Origin of the sequence: Leeuwenhoekiella sp. MAR_2009_132, from assembly GCF_000687915.1 — a bacterium.
Lineage (GTDB): Bacteria > Bacteroidota > Bacteroidia > Flavobacteriales > Flavobacteriaceae > Leeuwenhoekiella.
Genome location: NZ_JHZY01000002.1, coordinates 523,976 through 543,922, shown reverse-complemented (window position 1 = coordinate 543,922; position 19,947 = coordinate 523,976). Strand labels below are relative to the sequence as shown.

Annotated in this window: 18 protein-coding genes and 1 riboswitch; of the genes, 10 read left to right on the top strand and 8 right to left on the bottom strand. The window is 35.0% G+C overall.

The annotated features are described in order from the left end of the window. Positions 1-65: 65 nt before the first annotated feature. Both P164_RS02300 and P164_RS02295 read right to left on the bottom strand, forming a co-directional pair. Positions 66-1,100, bottom strand: coding sequence for a hypothetical protein (locus P164_RS02300; protein ID WP_028374866.1), 1,035 nt, complete (start codon positions 1,098-1,100; stop codon positions 66-68). 9 nt (positions 1,101-1,109) lie between these two features. After that, on the bottom strand, positions 1,110-2,948 hold the full coding sequence (locus P164_RS02295; protein WP_028374865.1) for a TonB-dependent receptor plug domain-containing protein: 1,839 nt from the start codon (positions 2,946-2,948) through the stop codon (positions 1,110-1,112). Between the two features lie 29 nt (positions 2,949-2,977). Beyond that, a riboswitch (cobalamin riboswitch) is annotated at positions 2,978-3,259 on the bottom strand. A 99-nt stretch (positions 3,260-3,358) separates the two neighbouring features. Between P164_RS02295 and P164_RS02290 the strand changes: the two genes are divergently transcribed. The 6 genes from P164_RS02290 to P164_RS02265 all read left to right on the top strand — a co-directional run bounded on the left by P164_RS02290 (position 3,359) and on the right by P164_RS02265 (position 8,705). Beyond that, complete coding sequence (locus P164_RS02290) at positions 3,359-4,501, top strand: ABC transporter substrate-binding protein (protein WP_028374864.1); 1,143 nt, start codon at positions 3,359-3,361, stop codon at positions 4,499-4,501. After that, positions 4,494-5,522 carry an iron ABC transporter permease gene (locus tag P164_RS02285; protein ID WP_028374863.1) on the top strand — a complete coding sequence of 343 codons (1,029 nt, stop codon included), beginning with the start codon at positions 4,494-4,496 and terminating at the stop codon, positions 5,520-5,522. Before P164_RS02290 ends, P164_RS02285 begins: the two co-directional genes overlap by 8 nt. Before the next feature lie 3 nt (positions 5,523-5,525). Beyond that, positions 5,526-6,317, top strand: coding sequence for an ABC transporter ATP-binding protein (locus tag P164_RS02280; RefSeq protein WP_028374862.1), 792 nt, complete (start codon positions 5,526-5,528; stop codon positions 6,315-6,317). Between the two features lie 41 nt (positions 6,318-6,358). Next, complete coding sequence (locus P164_RS02275) at positions 6,359-7,693, top strand: DNA recombination protein RmuC (RefSeq protein WP_028374861.1); 1,335 nt, start codon at positions 6,359-6,361, stop codon at positions 7,691-7,693. 44 nt (positions 7,694-7,737) lie between these two features. Then, positions 7,738-8,106, top strand: coding sequence for a hypothetical protein (locus P164_RS02270; protein ID WP_028374860.1), 369 nt, complete (start codon positions 7,738-7,740; stop codon positions 8,104-8,106). A 104-nt stretch (positions 8,107-8,210) separates the two neighbouring features. Then, positions 8,211-8,705: an acyl-CoA thioesterase gene (locus P164_RS02265; RefSeq protein WP_051621276.1), complete on the top strand. Its 495-nt coding sequence runs from the start codon at positions 8,211-8,213 to the stop codon at positions 8,703-8,705. Between the two features lie 56 nt (positions 8,706-8,761). Here P164_RS02265 and P164_RS02260 read toward each other — a convergent pair whose 3' ends face one another. The 3 genes from P164_RS02260 to rpmH form a co-directional block, all read right to left on the bottom strand. Then, positions 8,762-9,355 (bottom strand): T9SS type A sorting domain-containing protein, encoded by a 594-nt coding sequence (locus P164_RS02260; RefSeq protein WP_028374858.1) that lies wholly within the window; start codon positions 9,353-9,355, stop codon positions 8,762-8,764. A 127-nt stretch (positions 9,356-9,482) separates the two neighbouring features. Further along, positions 9,483-12,335 carry a carbamoyl-phosphate synthase large subunit gene (carB, locus tag P164_RS02255; protein ID WP_028374857.1) on the bottom strand — a complete coding sequence of 951 codons (2,853 nt, stop codon included), beginning with the start codon at positions 12,333-12,335 and terminating at the stop codon, positions 9,483-9,485. A 107-nt stretch (positions 12,336-12,442) separates the two neighbouring features. Further along, on the bottom strand, positions 12,443-12,604 hold the full coding sequence (gene rpmH, locus P164_RS02250) for a 50S ribosomal protein L34 (protein WP_028374856.1): 162 nt from the start codon (positions 12,602-12,604) through the stop codon (positions 12,443-12,445). A 218-nt stretch (positions 12,605-12,822) separates the two neighbouring features. On the opposite strand from rpmH, the gene P164_RS02245 reads away from it, so the two are divergent. Further along, positions 12,823-13,380 carry a hypothetical protein gene (locus P164_RS02245; RefSeq protein WP_028374855.1) on the top strand — a complete coding sequence of 186 codons (558 nt, stop codon included), beginning with the start codon at positions 12,823-12,825 and terminating at the stop codon, positions 13,378-13,380. 171 nt (positions 13,381-13,551) lie between these two features. After that, complete coding sequence (locus tag P164_RS02240) at positions 13,552-14,256, top strand: TlpA family protein disulfide reductase (protein ID WP_125411735.1); 705 nt, start codon at positions 13,552-13,554, stop codon at positions 14,254-14,256. Positions 14,257-14,342: 86 nt separating this feature from the next. Here P164_RS02240 and P164_RS02235 read toward each other — a convergent pair whose 3' ends face one another. Together P164_RS02235 and P164_RS02230 are read right to left on the bottom strand one after the other, a co-directional pair. After that, positions 14,343-15,299 (bottom strand): lytic transglycosylase domain-containing protein, encoded by a 957-nt coding sequence (locus tag P164_RS02235; protein WP_028374854.1) that lies wholly within the window; start codon positions 15,297-15,299, stop codon positions 14,343-14,345. Between the two features lie 37 nt (positions 15,300-15,336). Further along, the gene (locus tag P164_RS02230) at positions 15,337-15,987 is read right to left on the bottom strand and encodes an alpha/beta hydrolase (protein WP_035899304.1); all 651 of its coding nucleotides are present in this window, start codon (positions 15,985-15,987) and stop codon (positions 15,337-15,339) included. Between the two features lie 152 nt (positions 15,988-16,139). Here P164_RS02230 and P164_RS02225 point away from each other — a divergent pair, with 152 nt between their 5' ends. Next, the gene (locus P164_RS02225) at positions 16,140-16,439 is read left to right on the top strand and encodes a GNAT family N-acetyltransferase (RefSeq protein WP_081817300.1); all 300 of its coding nucleotides are present in this window, start codon (positions 16,140-16,142) and stop codon (positions 16,437-16,439) included. A 46-nt stretch (positions 16,440-16,485) separates the two neighbouring features. On the opposite strand, the gene mtaB is transcribed toward P164_RS02225, so the two are convergent. Further along, complete coding sequence (gene mtaB, locus P164_RS02220) at positions 16,486-17,826, bottom strand: tRNA (N(6)-L-threonylcarbamoyladenosine(37)-C(2))-methylthiotransferase MtaB (protein ID WP_028374851.1); 1,341 nt, start codon at positions 17,824-17,826, stop codon at positions 16,486-16,488. Between the two features lie 136 nt (positions 17,827-17,962). Between mtaB and P164_RS02215 the strand changes: the two genes are divergently transcribed. Continuing rightward, on the top strand, positions 17,963-19,660 hold the full coding sequence (locus P164_RS02215; RefSeq protein ID WP_081817299.1) for an ABC transporter substrate-binding protein: 1,698 nt from the start codon (positions 17,963-17,965) through the stop codon (positions 19,658-19,660). The last annotated feature ends 287 nt before the right edge of the window (positions 19,661-19,947 follow it).

The window sequence follows — 19,947 nt, the reverse complement described above, 5'->3', positions numbered from 1 at the left end:
GATAAAAAAAGCGGCTTAACCAATTGGTTAAGCCGCTTTTTTATGCCGTAAATTGAATTGAAAAATTAGTTGAAATAAAAACCGTTGGGTGCTATACCCACAGTTACATTTTTAAGAAGATTTCCATCTAATGTATAAACTTCAATAAAGCTGTTTGAAATATAATCTCCTGAATCGGCTATATAAATACGATTGTCTTCTACTTCAAAACCATAAACAGAAACACCATTATACGTTAATAACCGCTCGCTAGGTTCTTCTGTGCTATTTTGGGCTATTTGATAAACAGAAGTTCCTACCACAAAATAAATCATATCATCTTCTACATCTAAATAAGATGCTGATTCAAAAGTATCAGAAAACCTAATTTGCGTAGTTACAACTCCTGTATTTATATCTATTTGTTGAATTCCAGTAGCTGTTAATGCATAAATTACATCATCTTCGATATCAAAAGAATTAAGTTTGTCTGCAGTTGTATACGTTGTTACTACAATATTAGAAGTTGGGTCAAATACATTAATATTATTTCCATCATTAAAAGAAGCTCCTTGAATATAAAGTAAATTATTTTCTTCTTGTATATATTCTACCTTATTACCTATTAGAACAGTAGATTCTACTGTAAGAGTTTCTAGATCAATTATAGCTACAAAATCATCTGCTCCTGTACTAAAATCATCTTGATTTGTAACGTATGCTTTTCCATTTAGAGCTACTCCATAACGCGGTATGGCTAAGTCGCTGTCTATTGCACCTACGTACTCAAAAGTATAGCGATCAACTACAGTTATAATATTTGAGCCATTAGAAATTATATACGCATTAGCATCATCAAAAAAGATAGATTGCACAAAAAGACCTAAGTCACTGGTTGTAGAATTTACTGTAGTATATACATCAATATCTGAAGTCTCTAAATCATTACTTACGTAAGAAACACTTCCACCACTTCCAAATGATCCTTCATTAGTAACAAAAAAACCATCAGTATAATCACCTTCAGGAATTAATTCTATTAAATCGTCATTATCGTCTGTACACGAATTGAATACAAAAGCACCAAAGAGTGCTAATACTGCTAGTTTATTAATTTTCATAATTGGTATTTATAGTTTAAGATTTAGATATATATTAAAATTTCTGCCCGGCATCCAGCGGCTTTCGACGCTTTGATATTCGGTGTTTAAAAAATTGTTTACACGAGCGCCCAATTCGTAGTTCTTTTCTTTTCCGAAGCTATAACCCAGACTAAAATTACCCACGTTATACGCATCCAGATTATAACGGCTATTGTTATCGCTACGAGTAAATACTTCTCCCACATACAGGTATTGCAATGCTGCGTTAATTTTTTTGTATGTATAATCAAAGGAAGCCGTTGCTTTATGAAAAGGCACATAGATAAGTTGGTTCCCGGTTTGTTTATTTTCAGAAACGGTATATGCGTATGTCGAATTAAAAGAAATACGATGCTCTTTATTAAAATTTTTTGACCAACTTAAAGCAGATTCAATTCCGTAAATCTCCACTTCGTCTACATTACTTGGACTCCAAACACCACCCGCTCCCGGCAACCATCTAATCATATCTGTGATAGAATTGTAATAACCCGTTAGATTAAGCTGAATAGAATTGAAGTTAAAAACGGCACCCAACTGACCTTGAAGTGATTTTTCGGGGAGTAAATCAAGGTTGCCGCCGGTTTCCCAGTACAAGTCGTTGTAGGTAGGTATTCTAAAATTTCTGGATACGTTAAGGTTTAAGCTGAAAGAATCATTTAAGGCTTTTGTTGCTCCCAAAGAAAACAAAAACGGACTATCATAATTCTCAGTTTGCTCTTTCCTAATTCCTAATTCATAATTAAAATCGTTTCCAAGTTGATGCTTCAATAACAATGCGGCAGCAAAAATATTACGGTCATTATCGCCAAAACTAGAACCAAAACCACTGGTAGTTGTATTAGTTAATACTGAATTCAGTTGGAGCCGGTCTGAAATTTTATAGCTCAAATCATACTTGTTAATAAACGTTTTAGCCTTTCCGAAAGAATAAACTTCACTATCTATATTTGCAAAATATTTATAAAACTCTTCAAGATAAGCCACACGAGCTATACCCTTAAAGGAACCAAAGCTGTGTTCCCATTCGAGTAAATTTTTACTGTTAAGATCCTGATATTTAGTCTTAGTTTCTGAAGCCCGTGTAATTGCAAAATGTCGTTCTCCGTCAAAAAGTTCACTAAATATGCGTATTGAATTTTTTGAGTTGATTTTAAATCCGAGTCCAACATTTAATGCTGTATTCTCAAAATCTCCGTTTAAATTATTTCTTCCATTAGGAAGCTCATAATCATTATCGCTGCTGTTATGAGTTAGAGCCAGATTTAAACTCCATTTTTTGGTACCCAGATTCAAATTGTATCGAGCATCCTGGGTGTTATAACTACCATATTGCAGAAAAAGATTATGCGTTTGTTGATCTTCATACGTTAACCGCGTATTTAAATGCACACTACCTCCTATTGCACCGGTACCATAAACAACACTACCACCACCGCCACGCACAGCAATTTCGCTGTAGGCGCCCGCATTAATCGTATTAAAATCTAGCTGACCGTTTAATTGAGAATTTATATTTATACCATTCCATAAAACAGCAGTTTGTGAAGCTGTAGTACCTCTAAATGAGGGTGAGGATACCATTCCCAATCCATTTTCTTTAAAATAAATAGGCGTGTTAAAATTGAGAGTATTAGTAAGAAGTGGCCTGTTTTTACGCAATATCGTATCTGATAAAACGGTAAGATTTCTTCCTGTAGAAAATTCTTTTAATCTACTATCTGTAAGATATACAGAGTCTAAGGCAGTGAACGGGCGTTCCTGAGCTTTTAGAGATAATGCAGTAAGCATTACCAGGGTGATGATGTAATTAGATATATATTTCATATTCGCCAGACCTCTATCCCGAAAGTCATTTGTTAAATGTTATTTCTGGCAGGTCTCCTGGCTTGCGTATAAAGATTAACCTTCCCACCTAAAAAGGCAGTGGTATTTAAGAACAATCTTTACCATCCGTCAAATGCGGACTAAGCTTACAGTTGCGGGAACAGCTCAGGAATTTTCGAACTAAGAAGTGAAAAAAATACAAAATCATTAAATTTCATATTCGCTTTTTCTACTTCGTATGTGAAATCACCTGATTCCCTTTTAAGTCATTTTTTAGAATAAAAAATGACACCAAAAACTAAAGCGCGAAGTTAATCAAATGTGTTACGCTACCTTGCTTTTTTTAATTAATCTTACTTTTGGGTTTTGAATAATACATTCTAAATCAATTTTAAAACTATATAATTCTGATGCGCAGTTTATTACCTATCGTATTTATTTGTTTATCATGCTCTATATCCTCTTGTAAAAAAGAGAACAAAGAAGTTAATAAGCATTTTCGTGAAGGAATTGAGCAAAAGATTAGTTACGCTAAGGGTTTTGAAATTACCCGTTACAAGACTTTTAAAATTATCACAGTCTCTAAAGCCTGGCCTAACAGTGATAAGACATTTAACTACGCCTTGGTTCAACGAGGAACCCATTTACCAGATAGTATTATAGCAGATGCGGTGATAGAAATACCCGTGAAAAAAATCGTGGTAACTTCAACCACCCACATCCCGGCATTAGAGTTACTGGGTGTGACACAAACGTTAAAAGGATTTCCCAATCTGGATTATATTTCTTCGGAAACAGTACGAAAACACATTAAAAACGGCACTATTAAAGAGTTAGGGCAAAATGAATCTATTAATACTGAAAGTACTATAAATCTTAACCCCGATGTTTTAATAAGTTTTGGTGTTGATGGTGAAAATAAAGCGTTGAGTTCTATTAAAAGAGCAGGAATACCGGTTATTTATAATGGCGATTGGGTAGAAACCACGCCTTTAGGACAGGCAGAATGGATTAAATTTTTTGCAGCACTTTACGATAAAGAGGCGGAAGCAGATTCTATTTTCAATAGGATTGAAGGTCAATATCGTAACCTAAAAACAAAAGCTGCTCAGGCGAATTCAAAACCCACCGTTTTAAGCGGAGCAATGTTCAAAGATGTCTGGTATTTACCTAAAGGAGATAGCTGGGCAGCTCAACTTGTTGCAGATGCGCACGCAGATTATATCTATAAAGAAACTAGAGGTACCGGTAGCGCTTCCTTAAGCGTAGAAGAAGTTTTAAATACCGCTCAGAATGCAGATTTCTGGATTTCACCAAATAGTTTTGAAACCTACAGTGATCTGAGCGCCGGTAATGCTGTTTATAAAGAATTTAAAGCCTTTAAAGATCATAAAATTTATGGCTTCGGAAGTGCAAAAGGTGCAACAGGAGGTCTGCTTTATTACGAGCTGGCTCCTTCAAGACCAGACTGGGTTCTTGCAGATTTAGTTGCTATTTTTCACCCGGAACTAACTGTAAATTATAAACCTCATTTTTTTAAACCTCTTGATTAGCCCTAAAAACCACAGCTCAAAATTCGGTTTACTGGTACTATTGCTTTTTGCTTTATTTCTGGTCAACATTGCTTTGGGCTCTGTTCATATTCCTATAGAAGCAATTTTTAAGATAATTCTGGGTGACGAGAGTGTAAAAAGTGCGTGGACCTATATTATCATAGATTATCGAATTCCCAAAGCGATAGCAGCTATTTTAACCGGTAGCGGTCTGGCGATTGCCGGTCTAATGATGCAAACACTATTTAAAAATCCGCTTGCAGGACCATTTGTTTTAGGAATAAGCAGTGGTGCAAGTCTGGGCGTTGCTTTTTTAATTCTAGGTGGAAGCGCTTTAGGACTTTCGGCTATTATCACTCCCGGAAGCTGGGGTACCATACTTGCTGCAAGCATAGGTAGCTTTGCTGTGTTGAGCGTTGTTTTACTCGTAGCATCCCGCGTACGTGACGCGATGGCCTTACTTATTATAGGGTTAATGTTTGGGAGCTTAACCTCTGCCGTCGTAAGCATTCTAGCCTATTTTAGTCCCGCTGAAGAATTACAGCGGTATATGTTTTGGTCTTTTGGAAGCCTCGGAGATATTTCCTGGAGTGCTCTGGGCATACTTACTATTTGCTACACAGTAGGTATAGTGTTAGCCTTAACCATTTGTAAAAGTCTCAACAGTCTATTACTAGGAGATTCATACGCACAGTCAATAGGTGTTTCTCTTCAAAAAAGCAGATTTATAATTTTAATAGCAACCAGTATTCTTGCAGGAAGCCTAACCGCATTTGTAGGGCCTATAGCGTTTGTAGGGCTTGCGGTACCGCACCTAATACGCCAGTGGTTTACCGCCTCAAATCACTGGGTTCTTATGCCGGCCTGCCTTCTGGGTGGTGCTGTATTGATGTTAATTTGTGATACACTGGCACAAATGCCGGGATTAGAATTTACACTTCCTATTAACTCAATAACATCAATTATAGGTGCTCCTGTTGTGATTTGGCTTTTAATTCGAAAAAAGAAACTCTTGTTTTAAAATATGGAAGTTTCTCAAAAACATACAAATCTGAGTTGTGAAAATCTATCTGTGGGCTATTGCGTTAAAGCAGAAAATAAAACAATTGTTAGTGAGGTAACTCTTGATCTTTTTAAAGGAGATTTTACAGCAATGGTGGGTATAAACGGCTCAGGTAAATCAACACTGTTGCGTACGCTTGCAGGGCTTCAAAAACCCCTTTCTGGGAATGTTTATCTTGATAACAAAACTTTAGACTCCTACCCTGCACTATTAAAATCTAAACTTTTAAGTCTGGTATTGACTAACCAACAAATTTCTAAAAACCTAACGGTTCTTGAATTGGTAACATTAGGCAGACAACCGTATACAAACTGGCTGGGATCACTTTCTAAAGCTGATAAAACACACATTCTTGATGCAATTGAAGCTACAGAGCTAGGACAATTTAAGAATACAAGTTGTTTTGAACTAAGTGACGGCCAATTGCAACGCGCGCTTATAGCTCGGGCCCTTGCTCAGGATACAGATATAATTTTATTAGATGAACCTACAACGCATCTTGATTTACATCACAAAGCCTCCATCTTTTTATTGCTGAAAAAAATTGCGCATACTAAGAATAAAACCATCTTATGTACTACCCACGATATTGAATTGGTGCTTTCGCTTTGTGATAAAATGATTGTATTAAAAGAAGGAAAAAGTCATATCAACACACCGAAACGATTAATAAAATCGGGAATATTTGAAAACCTGTTTCCCGATGATAAAATAGGTTTTGATATGCAATCACAACGGTTTTTTATTCGGTAAGAGAAGAGCCTAATACTTATCTTTGAAACAAAGTAAATCTAATGAATGAAAGCCTACTACTTCTTGGAGTTGCTCTAGTCTGTATCGTCGTTGGTGCTGTATTAGGTTATTTTATCGCATCTCTCAAAAACAAAACGGAGACTGGTAAATTAAATGAACGCCTCAATCTAAAAGCAGAGCAGTTAAATACTGCTATGCAAACCAATATCGACTTAAAACAATCAAACGCACATTTACAACAAAAGAAGGAGTTTTTACAAAACGAACTTACAAGTACAACAGTTGCTTTTGAGAATTTACAGCAACGTATTGAAGAAAAAACTTCAGAATTAGAGCAGCTGCAAATTAAATTTACTAAAGATTTTGAAATTGTAGCCAATAAAATACTGGATGAGAAATCTTCTAAATTCACCATTCAGAATAAAGAAAATCTAGATCTTATTCTAAAACCACTTCAGGAAAAAATAAACAGTTTTGAGAAGAAAGTTGATGATACAAACAAAGAAAGTCTAGGTCGTCACAGTGAATTAAGACAACAAATAAAAGGTCTTGCCGAACTCAATTTACAAATGAGTAAAGACGCAGACAATCTTACTAAAGCTCTTAAAGGAGATGCTAAATTACAGGGTAACTGGGGCGAACTTATTTTAACCCGAGTTCTTGAAAAGTCTGGTCTTGAATTAGGAAGAGAATATACCTTGCAGGATAGCCATACCACAACAGATGGAAAACGTCTGCAAACAGATGTAATCATTCATTTACCAGATGGTAAGAAAATGATTGTTGACAGTAAAGTATCACTTGTTGCTTTTGAACGTTTCGTTTCAGAAGATGATGCAGATTTAAAGTCGACTTATCTTAAACAACATATACTTTCCGTTAGAAAGCATATAGATACGTTAAGTACAAAGAACTATCACGTTCTTTTAGATGAAAGCCCTGATACCGTTTTTATGTTTATTCCTATAGAGCCGGCTTTTGCAATTGCTTCTGCAAATGAACCCCAACTCTATGAAGATGCTTTTACAAAAAATGTAATTATTGTTACGCCATCAACTCTTTTAGCGGCACTAAAACTGGTAGAAAATCTCTGGCAAAATGATAAACAAAAACGCAATGCAATAGAAATTGCTACCCAGGCCGGAAGGTTATATGATGCGTTCACCTTACTCACAGACGAGCTCATAAAAATAGGAAATCAACTAGGTACCGTAAACGCCACCTATGAGCGAACTATGACTAAACTTACCGGCAGAGGTAATCTTATAACCCGCGTTGAAAACCTAAAAACGTTAGGAGCTAAGGCTACTAAGCAACTTGATCAAAAACTGGTTAAAAGAGCTAAGGAAGAATTAGATTATGAAAAAGAAATCTAGAGTTGCATCTTGCAGCTTATTGAATACTAAACAGAATTTGTTTTATGAAAAAACTACTCCTCATAGTTTTAGCTGCAATTGCATTATTTGCAGTTTTATTTTATAGCTTTATTTACGCCGTCCCATACAGTGAAGGTACTCGTGCGGGTGAGCTTATTAAATTTAGCAGCAAAGGTGTACTTATAAAAACCTGGGAAGGACAAATAAGTCAAGGGATTAGCGGAGCTCAAATATTTGATTTCTCTGTGATGGGAAGCGAAGATGATGTTATTGAAAAACTGAAAGAATATCAAGGAAGTTATGTAAAGCTCACTTATGTTGAGCGCTATGCTACTTTCTTCTTTTGGGGAGATACAAAATATTTTATAACAGACATATCAAAAGAAAACTCGCCACATTTTAACAGGCAATAAATTACATCTAAATAAGCCAAACAATATAATTAATCCATTATATAAAATTGCTATTGAATACATTTAAGAGAATTGAACAATCACAGGTAACCATAAGTGAGCTTATGCTGCCCTCACACACTAATTTTAGCGGTAAGATTCACGGTGGCTATATTTTATCCTTAATGGATCAAATTGCATTTGCCTGTGCTTCTAAACACTCTGGAAATTATTGTGTAACTGCTTCTGTAGATACCGTAGATTTTTTAAAACCTATTGAAGTGGGCGAACTGGTTGTTATGAAGGCTTCGGTTAATTTTGTGGGGCGTACATCAATGGTTGTAGGAATACGTGTAGAATCTGAAGATATACATAGCGGCATTATAAAACATTGTAACTCGAGTTATTTTACAATGGTTGCAAAAAACGATAAAGGTGAAAGCATGCCGGTTCCAGGTTTGGTTTTAAAAACCGAAAAAGAAGTACGAAGATTTTTAAAGAGCCTGAGGAGACAGGAAATGAAAAAAACGCATCGAAAAGAGACTTCAGAGAAACAAGAAATCAATAACGAAGATCTTGAAATATTGAAAAACTCTCACAAAGTAGAGCTTCAGTATTAAACATAAAAAAAGCGAATCATTAAGATTCGCTTTTTTATTATATAATTTTATGTGTTTTAATTTTTCACAAGCTTCTGTGTAAATGATCGTGACCCATTATCTATTTGAACCAGATATACACCACGTTTTAATTCACTCACATCCATTCCGCTTTGCGCCATTGAAGAACTTAGCAAATTACGTTTTACTTGTTTTCCCAGCACATCGTAAAATGTTATCTCTAAAGGATCTGATTCTGCAGGATTTTCAAAGTAAATACGGTCTTTAACCGGGTTAGGATAAATCTTATAGCCTTCCTTTTCTTTTGAAAAATACGATTTTGAATCTGTAACCTTGATTGAACCTTTTAAGCTCTTTTTAAAACTGCTCTCAAAAGTGTAGATGCCTTTTTTGTCAAACACAAACTCATATATACTACCTTTTACCTGAAGCTTCCGCAGCCCAAAATTTGTTGAAGTCCCGAAAGAGGTATTCATTAAATTTTGAGGAATGGTCTCTCCAAAAACCCATTGTACGGTATCTCCTACTTCAATCTCTAGTGTAGATTGCAGGGACTTAGATCCAGATTTCCAATCGATTATATGTGTTTCCTGCGCACTTATTGACGCAACAACAACAAATACTAAAATGTAGAGCCAGGTAAATTTCATGCCATATTACTGTGTTTGAGGACATTGTAAAGTTAAATAACTTTGACAAATTAAATACTAAAATTATGCCATTATTATACTAATCTTTCACTAATGACGTTCGCGACACTAAAATGTTGCAAAAAATTTATCTACTTAAATACATTTTTCTTCGAGCATAGATTTCATAGAACTCATCATCCTTCAGACTGTCTATAAATAAGATACTTTCACCTGTACTTTTCATTTCAGGTCCTAGTTTTTTATTTACATTATGAAACTTATTAAAAGAGAAAACCGGTTGCTTAATCGCATACCCTTCCAATTTTGGATTAAAATTAAAGTCGGTTACTTTTTTCTCACCTAACATTACTTTAGTCGCATAATTCACATAAGGCTCACCGTAAGCTTTAGCAATAAACGGTACCGTTCTGGAGGCTCTAGGATTTGCTTCAATGATATATACCATATCATCTTTAATTGCAAACTGTATGTTTATTAAACCTACAGTATTAAGCGCTAATGCTATTTTATGTGTATGATCTTTTATCTGCTGAAGTACTAGATCTCCTAAGTTAAAAGGTGGTAATGTCGCATTAGAATCTCCAGAGTGAATTCCACAAGGCTCAATATGCTCCATAATACCTATGATGTATACATTTTCACCGTCACAAATTGCGTCTGCTTCAGCTTCTATTGCACCATCTAGATAATGATCTAAAAGCAATTTATTATTTGGAATCTTCCGAAGTAAGTCGACAACAGTTTCTTCTAATTCGTCTTTATTAATTACAATTTTCATTCCCTGTCCTCCTAATACATAAGAAGGTCTTACCAAAATTGGGAAATCTAATTTATCTGCTACCGCTAGTGCTTCTTCAGCAGTTTCTGCAACATCAAATTCTGGGTAAGGAATGTCATTTGCTTTTAATAATCTAGAGAAACTACCGCGATCTTCAGCTAAATCAAGGGCTTTATAACTAGTACCGATAATCTTAATTCCATAACGGTCTAACTTTTCAGCTAATTTAAGAGCTGTTTGCCCACCTAACTGCACAATAACTCCTACCGGGTTCTCGTGACGAATGATATCATAAATATGTTCCCAGAAAACAGGTTCAAAATAAAGCTTATCTGCAATATCAAAATCTGTAGAAACCGTTTCGGGATTACAGTTTATCATAATAGTCTCGTAGCCGCATTCTGCAGCTGCGAGCACACCGTGTACACAACAATAGTCAAACTCAATACCCTGTCCTATTCGGTTAGGTCCAGATCCTAAGACTACAACTTTTTTCTTTTCGGTTACTTTACTTTCATTATCTGCATATCGCTCGCCAGAGGCTAATTGCATATCATTCTCAAACGTAGAATAAAAATAAGGTGTCTGTGCAACAAACTCAGCGGCACAAGTATCTACGAGCTTATATACTCGGTTTATTTTTAATTCATCACGCTTCATAGTGACCTGACTTTCTAGGCAGTCAAGCATATGTGCAATTTGACGATCTGCAAAACCTTTCTGTTTTGCCTCTAAAAGTAAATCTCTAGATAGCGTGTCTATATTGTATTTACCTATTTCTTTTTCTAAAGCGTCCATCTCTTCAAACTGCTTTAGAAACCACATGTCGATTTTTGTAATTTCGTGAATACGACTCAAAGGGATTCCCATTTGAATTGCATCGTAGATTACAAAGACACGATCCCAGCTTGCGTTTGTGAGTTTTTCAATAATGGTATCGTAATTCTTATATCCTTTACCATCTGCTCCTAAACCATTTCTCTTAATCTCAAGCGATTGTGTAGCTTTATGAAGTGCTTCTTGAAATGAACGTCCAATACCCATAACTTCACCTACAGATTTCATCTGCAGACCTAAAGTACGGTCACTACCTTCAAACTTGTCAAAGTTCCAACGAGGGATTTTTACAATCACATAATCTAAAGTTGGCTCAAATAATGCCGAAGTAGATTTTGTAATTTGATTTTGCAATTCATCTAAATGGTAACCTATAGCAAGCTTAGAAGCTATTTTAGCAATAGGATAACCGGTTGCTTTAGATGCTAGTGCAGATGATCTTGATACTCGCGGATTGATTTCAATCGCAATAATATCTTCATTATCATCAGGGCTTACTGCAAACTGCACGTTACAACCTCCGGCAAAATCACCTATAGATCGCATCATATGAATCGCCATATCACGCATTTTTTGGTAGGTAACATCGCTTAATGTCATTGCCGGGGCTACCGTAATAGAGTCACCTGTATGAATACCCATAGGATCCATATTCTCAATAGCGCAAATAATAACTACATTATCATTCTTATCTCTAAGCAGTTCTAACTCATACTCTTTCCAGCCTATTAATGCCTTATCTATCATCACCTCATGAATAGGTGATATCTCAAGTCCTCTACTCAAAAGTTCATCAAAGTCTTCTGCTTTGTGAACAATAGAAGCTCCTGCACCTCCTAAAGTATAAGATGCTCTAATTACTAAAGGAAAACCAAATTCCTGTGCGATCTCTTTTCCCTTTAAAAATGAAGTAGCAGTAGCTTGTGGAGCCATTCCTACTCCTATTTTTAACATCAATTCACGGAATTTCTCGCGATCTTCAGTAATATTTATTGCATCAATGTCAACCCCTATTAATTCAACACCAAAATCTTTCCAAATTCCTTTTTCGTCAGCCTCTATACACAAGTTTAATGCTGTTTGTCCTCCCATTGTAGGCAGCACCGCATCAATTTGTGGGTGTTCTTTAAGAATTTTTACAAGTGACTTTGTAGTTAGCGGTAACAAATAGACGTGATCTGCCATTGTAGGATCTGTCATTATTGTTGCTGGGTTAGAATTGATCAAAATAGTCTCAATACCATCTTCACGTAATGAACGTAAAGCTTGAGTTCCCGAATAATCAAATTCACATGCCTGGCCTATAACGATAGGGCCAGAACCGATAATTAAAATAGACTTTAGGTTGTTGTTTTTAGGCATTTTAGCTCAGATTAAGAGTTTTGTATAAAATTACGGTAGGCGTATTTATAAAAAAAGGTGTTACTTAAAAAAGTAACACCTTGATATTTTAACGGTAGTTCACCATTTTATCTTTTATGTCTTAGCTCAGAAGATACAGATAGTTTTTTTCTACCCTTAGCTCTTCTACGAGCAAGTACTTTACGACCGTTTGCGCTAGCCATACGCTCGCGGAAACCGTGTTTATTTTTTCTTTTTCTTTTTGAAGGTTGAAACGTTCTTTTGCTCATTGTGTATCTTCTTTAATCTTCCTTTAACTTTTCTATACTAAATGCTTTAAGAAATACCTTCTCAAAAGCTGGGCGCAAATATACAAACACTTTCCGTTTCGGCAAATGTAAAGTTTAAATTTTTTCAGATTGTTTTTATTACATTTGCACGCTCAATTATATTGATAGATTTTTCAACTATTTAAAGCGGGTTAAACCTAAAAAAATACAATCAACATATGTTTAATAAAAATATAAAATTAGTTCTTGCCGTTGTTATTATCGGATTAGCAATCTGGCAGTTTGTAGATAGATCTATAGGTAATGGAATTATGCTTATTCTTTTAGCCGCTATTTTTGTTCTATTGTATTTTAAAAATGAAATCTTAATACTTGCTTTTCTGCGTTTGCGTAAACAAGATTTTGAAGGATCAAAAAAATGGCTTGATAAAATTAAAAATCCGGAAGGTGCCTTAACACAAAAGCAAAACGGGTATTACAATTATCTTAATGGTCTTATGCTATCACAAACAAATATGACGCAAGCTGAAAAATACTTCAAAAAAGCAGTTCAGTTAGGTCTTAGTATGGATGCTGACCTGGCTATGGCAAAAATAAATCTTGCCGGTATTGCGATGACAAAAAATCGAAGACGTGAAGCTGACATTCTTCTAACCGAAGCTAAGAAGCTAGACAAGCACAATATGCTTGGAGAGCAAATCAAGATGATGAAAAAGCAGATGAAACAGGCTGCTAATATGCCAAAACAACAATACGGTAGAGGAAGTAGAAGATAATTTCTACTTCTTAATCTATCATTGCTAACTGTCATTATCAATTCAAATCGTCATATTTCTCTTAGTTAACAATCAAATACTTACGTTTGTTAGCCGATAAACAAATCCTTTTATCGATAAGTTTTCGCCATATCTAGTACTAGATCTAACTTCGCATTATATCGAAAGTACATGGCAAAAACACTACTCTTTCTTTTATTGGTATCTATTTTAAACATGTCTGCTCAGGAAGATCAAAAAATCTTTTTTTCTGAAGCTTTAGCTCTTAATATAGACGCATACAACACGAAAGTAGATACTGCTTTAGAACGTGGAGAATTTGACTATGCTAAATCATTATTAGATACACTGGTTAAAGATCACCTTCAAGGTAGTTACATAGACCCTCTACAATTTGAGAGTATTAATACATTTCTTACCTCAACCCAAGACATTGAACGACCAACGCTAATACTTACTTATGCCTCCTGGTGTATTCCCAGCGATGGTGAAATTCCTGTTTTAAATAAGTTAGCAGAACGCTATGGTTCTATGGTCGATTTTGTTGTTCTCTTTTGGGATAATAAATCAACTGTAAAGAAGCTTTCAAAACAATTTGATAAAAACATACAGATTGTATATGTAGATGAAACTCAAAATAAGCATATGCAAACTGTGAATTTATTAAAACATGCTTTGGGTCTTTCTTTATCATTTGTTATAGCCAGCAATGGTGAGATTCTAGATATTAACAGAAGGCCGGCAAATAAGTTTAATGCCAGTATTGAAGAAAACATTAATCAAAATATGAGGTTTCTAACTAGGCAAATAGCAACCATTAATCTTGATCTTAACATCAATATTAATGACCTGCCAGAATCTTTAGCTACTTTTTAAAATTAAAACCCAACTTGTTTATATAAAAAAAGGAACCTCCTGAGGTTCCTTTTTTTTATAAATTTTATTTTAGTTTAGCATCTATACTATTGCCCTACAGTATAGTTATAACTTCCTTTTTCTGGGATTTCTATAAAATATTCTTTATTAGAACTGTTATTAAGATGGTCCTCTCGCAACCAGGGGTTGTGTAATTTCAATATCTTATAATTTATTCCATAACCCTGTGCAAACTTGACAAAATTTGTAACCGGAGTATCTACCTTAACTTTATAAGTAGGAACTTTATTATATAAATCTTGCTTGGTAAAATTTAAACCGTACTTTTTAGGATCTGATAAAATTTCTTTTAGAGCTAGTATTCTAAAAACATATCTTCCCGTTTCCTCCCCCAATAATAAATCATAATAATCATTAACATCCTGCTCTCTCAGTCTGCGACTAATCCCCGCGTTTCCTGCATTGTAACCTGCAGCAGCAAGCGTCCACGATCCCAGATTATTTTTTGCAGATTTAAGATACTTACAAGCTGCCCGTGTAGATAATTCTACATTATAACGCTCATCTACATTATCATTAACTTCAAGCCCTAATTCTTTACCGGTAGAACTTAAAATTTGCCAAAACCCAGTAGCCCGTGCGGGAGAAACCGCTTGTGTCAATCCGCTTTCTATCACAGCCAGATATTTAAAATCATCTGGTAAACCTTCCTCTTTTAAAATAGGTTCGATAATAGGAAAGTATTTATTTGCTCTTTTTATTAAAAGAAGCGCGTTTGATTGCCAGTAAGTATTTACGAGAAGTTCTCGATCCATACGCTCTCTAATGTCGGGATCATTTAGTGCAAGCTTTTCACCTGCAAAATCCATCTCATCAGGCAGCGGTATCGCATAGACATTATAATCGTTTACTAGTTTTTCTTCGTTAATCGAATTTTCCTTAATATTTTCGGGATCTGCAGCGTTTTGTTGCACAGCTTGCACGCAGATTGCTGTAGTTGCGATTAAGCCTATACCGGCTAATATTGATTTTATATTAATCATAAAAAATTAGTTTTGATGTTATCCTGCAAATTAGGGATTAATTACCGATAATTTTAGGGAGGTTTTTGTTAAACCATTTGCATTTTGAGATAATCATAACGTGAGTTCCACCCTTAACCGGTATACACTTATCTATATATTTATACGGAAAAACCGGATCTTCAGTTCCGTGAATATGCACTAAATCCTCTAGGAATTCGGTTTGTTCCCAGCACAGCATTTGCTTCAAAGCCCAATTGAGATAAATGGGATTTGTAATTGATAAGTACTTCTTGTACAATGCAACTTTATGCTTTAAACGATCTCCAACAGCATAATTAGAAAGTGTATCTATGTTGCGTACTAATTTAAACGGAGCAAGATGATATAAGCCTAATGCTCTTGAAAATCGCATACGTCTGGGTAATTCAGTCTTACTTTTTACACTACTTATAATAATTACTTTTTTATACTTGATATACTTCGCCATTTCCTGAACCACAACACCACCAAAACTCACACCTATAAATACAGGATTTTTCTCCCTTACTTCTAAAAGCATTTTTTTAGCATAGTCTTCAAGACTGTCATTAACATTAGGAATTTTCCAGGTAAGTGGATGTAATTTATAATCACTTTCTGGTAATTTTATATATTCAAAAATGCTGGGGTTTGCTGCCATCCCGGGCATTAAATAGATATGAATCATACGCCTTAGTATTAATGCTTTAACAATTAAACTTCAAAAAATCTACATTTTTTTTGTATATTTGTAACAATGTGTTAACATAAATATATTTTTTCGCATTATACCCCAAATTCTTTTCTTGAGTAAACGTAATTTCTTAAAACAAATTTTATATGGATGTAATGACAGCGATTGAATTAACAGACAACGAGTTTTTAAGACAATTTGAAGCAACCTTTGATGGCAAAATGGCAAAGATTGAATATTCACTTCAAGATCGAAAAATATTTCTTACAAAGATTAATATGCCCGAAGGAACTGAAGATAAAATGAATGACTTTATCGTAACTGTCTTTAAAGAAGTTGAAGATCGCAATATTAGTTTAGTCCCTACAAGTCCTGAGATCGCAAAATTTATGAGATCTAACCGAAGAAAATATAAAAAATTACTTCCGGTGGGGATTAACATTTAATCCCTGAGACATTAAAATTAAAGACCTGCTTCAACAGCAGGTTTTTTTATGCTGTTAATAGATCTTCATTTTGATAGGTAAACCGTACCAATCCGTCTTCATCTATTTCAGTAAGTTCTATTTGATGTATGGTGTTTACTAATGCAGGATCCCACGGCGCTTTCACTTTTACATAATTTTCAGTAAAACCATTAATATAACCGTGTTTGTTTTCTCCTTCAAATAAAACCTTATGAGTAGTATTAAGCTGCGATTCATAAAAGGCTCTTCGCTTTTTAGCAGAAAGACCTCTTAACATTTTACTCCGTTTTTTACGCACTTTTAAAGACACTGCACCGCTCATTTCTGCAGCCTTGGTGTTATCTCGCTCAGAATATGTAAAAACGTGTAGATAGGAAATATCAAGCTCGTTTAAAAACGTATAGGTATCTAGAAAATGCTCATCTGTCTCACCGGGAAAGCCAACAATCACATCGACACCTATGCAAGCATTTGGCATTAATTTTTTAATTTCGGCAACACGATCTACGTAAAGTTCACGCTTATACCTTCTGCTCATTTTACCTAAAAGTTCATTATTACCACTTTGCAAGGGTATGTGAAAATGAGGTACAAATGCACGGGATTGTGAAACCAGCTTTATCGTCTCATTTTTCAAAAGATTAGGCTCTATACTAGATATGCGTAAACGCTCAATACCATCTACTTTGTCTAATGCTTTTACCAGATCTAAAAAGGTATGTTCGTGTTTTTTATTCCCAAACTCACCCTTACCATAATCGCCTATATTCACACCGGTAAGAACAATTTCTCGAATTCCCTGAGCTGCAATCTCCTTTGCATTAGCGATAACATTTGCTAACGTATCGCTACGAGATATGCCTCTAGCCAAAGGTATTGTACAATAGGTGCATTTATAATCGCAGCCATCCTGAACTTTTAAAAAAGCACGCGTACGATCGCCTACAGAGTATGAGCCTACATAAAAGTTAGCATCTTCTATCTCACAGCTGTGTACCTCTCCCATATCATTTTTAGAAAGATCATTTAAATAGTCTGTGATTTTAAATTTTTCGGTAGCACCAAGAACCAGATCAACACCATCAACATCTGCAAGTTCTTCAGGCTTTAACTGTGCATAACAACCTACAGCTGCAACAAAGGCATCAGGATTTGTTTTCTGAGCCTGCTTTACAATAGATTTAAATCGCTTATCTGCATTTTCAGTAACACTACAGGTGTTTATAACATAAATATCTGCTGCCTCGCTAAAATCTACCCGGTTAAAACCTTCACTTTTAAAACTTCTTGAGATTGTAGCTGTTTCAGAAAAATTAAGCTTACAACCTAAAGTGTAAAAGGCTACTTTTTTACCTGCTTCGTTCATTAGAATCTTCTTCACAATTGGTTACTTTTGTTTTTCTTTCGCATAAGCGAAAAATAAGGCGCCTGTTTAAAGTGCAAAGTTAACTACAATAATTCTATTGTTAAAGCTTTAGCCCCTATCGAATGATTAGTAACTTATGAATGAGTATTACCAAAAGTCTCAAAATATAATATCAAGCACGATTGTTCCCAGTACCCCATCACACGTTTTCAACTTGAAAATTAATAGTTTAAAAAATCTTTGCATAGCTCTTTTAACCTGCTATTTACTTACATCGTGTAATTCTAAAACAGACACTTCGAATGAATTGAACGTTTTTAGATACAACGAGCATTATAATGTTGCCACGTTAGACCCGGCATTTGCTCGTAACCCTCCTATTATATGGCCTACAAATCAACTTTTTAATGGTCTGGTTCAACAAGATGATTCTTTAAATATAGTTGCAGACATTGCTAAAAGCTGGACGATAAGTGAAGACACAAAAACCTATACGTTTACCCTACGTGATGATGTAGTATTTCATAAACATACTCAATTTAAAACTAAAGACAGTACACGTAAAGTTGTTGCTTCTGATTTCGTTTATAGTTTTGACCGTTTAAAAGATGCACAAGTTGCCTCTCCCGGCAGTTGGGTTTTAAACAATGTCAAAAGTTATTCAGCCGTTAACGACACCACGCTGGTTATAAATCTTGATAAAGAATTTCCGGCATTTATAGGACTTTTAACGATGCGATATTGCTCTGTAGTTCCTAAAGAAATTGTAGAATTTTACGGTACTGAATTTAGATCAAATCCTATAGGTACCGGTCCTTTTAAATTTAAACGCTGGGAAGAAGGTGTTAAACTTGTACTTCGAAAAAATGAGAATTACTTCGAAACAGATGCAAATGGAACGCCTCTACCCTATCTTGAAGCGGTAGCAATTACATTTTTACCCGATAAACAAAGTGAGTTCCTTCAATTTGCGCAAGGTAATCTGGATATGCTCAACAGCTTAGATCCTTCTTACAAAGACGAACTTTTAACTGCCACAGGTGAACTTAAGGGAAAGTATAAAAATGAAGTTAAAACTATTTCAGGTCCGTTTTTAAACACCGAATACTTAGGCTTCTTTTTACCCAGTAACGCAGAAGAGGTGCGTTCTATAGCCCTAAGACAGGCCGTCAATTATGGCTTTGATCGCTCAAAAATGATTAAATATCTGCGCAATGGTATAGGAACTCCTGCCAATGCCGGCTTTATTCCCACTGGATTACCCGGTTATGGGACACCCGGATATGAATACAATCCTGCTAAAGCGCGAGAATTAATTAATACCTATATTAAAGAAAGTGGTAATCCCGCTCCCTCAATAACCATAGGTACAAACAGTCAATATCTTGATATATGCGAATACATTCAACGTGAACTGGGAAAATTAGGATTAACAATTACTATAGATGTAATGCCACCATCTACACTTAGACAACTCAAATCTACCGGAAAATTAGATTCATTTCGTGCAAGTTGGATTGCAGATTATCCTGATGCCGAAAATTACCTATCTCTATATTACAGTAAAAATTTTACTCCTAACGGTCCCAATTATACACATTTTAAAGACGCATTGTATGACCGGCTTTATGAACAGAGTTTTAAAATAGCTGATATTGAAAAACGAAAAGTTATATATCAGAAAATGGACTCAATATTAATTTCAAAGGCCCCATTTGTCACACTGTACTATGATCAGGTTATAAAGTTTGTACACAAAAATGTTACCGGACTTACTGCAAATCCTCAGGACTTTCTCGTTTTAAAACGCGTAAAAAAGTTAACTACGAAATAAATTAATGTATAAACAAGTAACTTATAAGAGCCTATTCATACTAAAAGATTATTAAAGGTAAATTTATGAGTTTTGGCGGGGCAGTCTCGGCGATGATTACGTCGATTAAAAACAACAAACGAGAACGTAAATCGAAATTTAATAATAGAAGTTCTAATACTACATTCACGACCTACAAACCTTTTGTAGATCATAAAAGGCCGAGCCCTAAACAACTAGAAAAATTACGCACAGAGATACGCTTAAATGCTAAAAACTATAAAAAGCGTGTACTTATCTACTTCATT

What these genes read in the sequence shown, in the direction of transcription:
- P164_RS02300 (WP_028374866.1), bottom strand. Translation starts at nt 1,100, where the DNA reads ATGAAAATTAATAAACTAGCAGTATTAGCACTCTTTGGTGCTTTTGTA.
- P164_RS02295 (WP_028374865.1), bottom strand. Translation starts at nt 2,948, where the DNA reads ATGAAATATATATCTAATTACATCATCACCCTGGTAATGCTTACTGCA.
- P164_RS02290 (WP_028374864.1), top strand. Translation starts at nt 3,359, where the DNA reads ATGCGCAGTTTATTACCTATCGTATTTATTTGTTTATCATGCTCTATA.
- P164_RS02280 (WP_028374862.1), top strand. Translation starts at nt 5,526, where the DNA reads ATGGAAGTTTCTCAAAAACATACAAATCTGAGTTGTGAAAATCTATCT.
- P164_RS02275 (WP_028374861.1), top strand. Translation starts at nt 6,359, where the DNA reads ATGAATGAAAGCCTACTACTTCTTGGAGTTGCTCTAGTCTGTATCGTC.
- P164_RS02270 (WP_028374860.1), top strand. Translation starts at nt 7,738, where the DNA reads ATGAAAAAACTACTCCTCATAGTTTTAGCTGCAATTGCATTATTTGCA.
- P164_RS02265 (WP_051621276.1), top strand. Translation starts at nt 8,211, where the DNA reads ATGCTGCCCTCACACACTAATTTTAGCGGTAAGATTCACGGTGGCTAT.
- P164_RS02260 (WP_028374858.1), bottom strand. Translation starts at nt 9,355, where the DNA reads ATGAAATTTACCTGGCTCTACATTTTAGTATTTGTTGTTGTTGCGTCA.
- carB (WP_028374857.1), bottom strand. Translation starts at nt 12,335, where the DNA reads ATGCCTAAAAACAACAACCTAAAGTCTATTTTAATTATCGGTTCTGGC.
- rpmH (WP_028374856.1), bottom strand. Translation starts at nt 12,604, where the DNA reads ATGAGCAAAAGAACGTTTCAACCTTCAAAAAGAAAAAGAAAAAATAAA.
- P164_RS02245 (WP_028374855.1), top strand. Translation starts at nt 12,823, where the DNA reads ATGTTTAATAAAAATATAAAATTAGTTCTTGCCGTTGTTATTATCGGA.
- P164_RS02240 (WP_125411735.1), top strand. Translation starts at nt 13,552, where the DNA reads ATGGCAAAAACACTACTCTTTCTTTTATTGGTATCTATTTTAAACATG.
- P164_RS02235 (WP_028374854.1), bottom strand. Translation starts at nt 15,299, where the DNA reads ATGATTAATATAAAATCAATATTAGCCGGTATAGGCTTAATCGCAACT.
- P164_RS02230 (WP_035899304.1), bottom strand. Translation starts at nt 15,987, where the DNA reads ATGATTCATATCTATTTAATGCCCGGGATGGCAGCAAACCCCAGCATT.
- P164_RS02225 (WP_081817300.1), top strand. Translation starts at nt 16,140, where the DNA reads ATGGATGTAATGACAGCGATTGAATTAACAGACAACGAGTTTTTAAGA.
- mtaB (WP_028374851.1), bottom strand. Translation starts at nt 17,826, where the DNA reads ATGAACGAAGCAGGTAAAAAAGTAGCCTTTTACACTTTAGGTTGTAAG.
- P164_RS02215 (WP_081817299.1), top strand. Translation starts at nt 17,963, where the DNA reads ATGAATGAGTATTACCAAAAGTCTCAAAATATAATATCAAGCACGATT.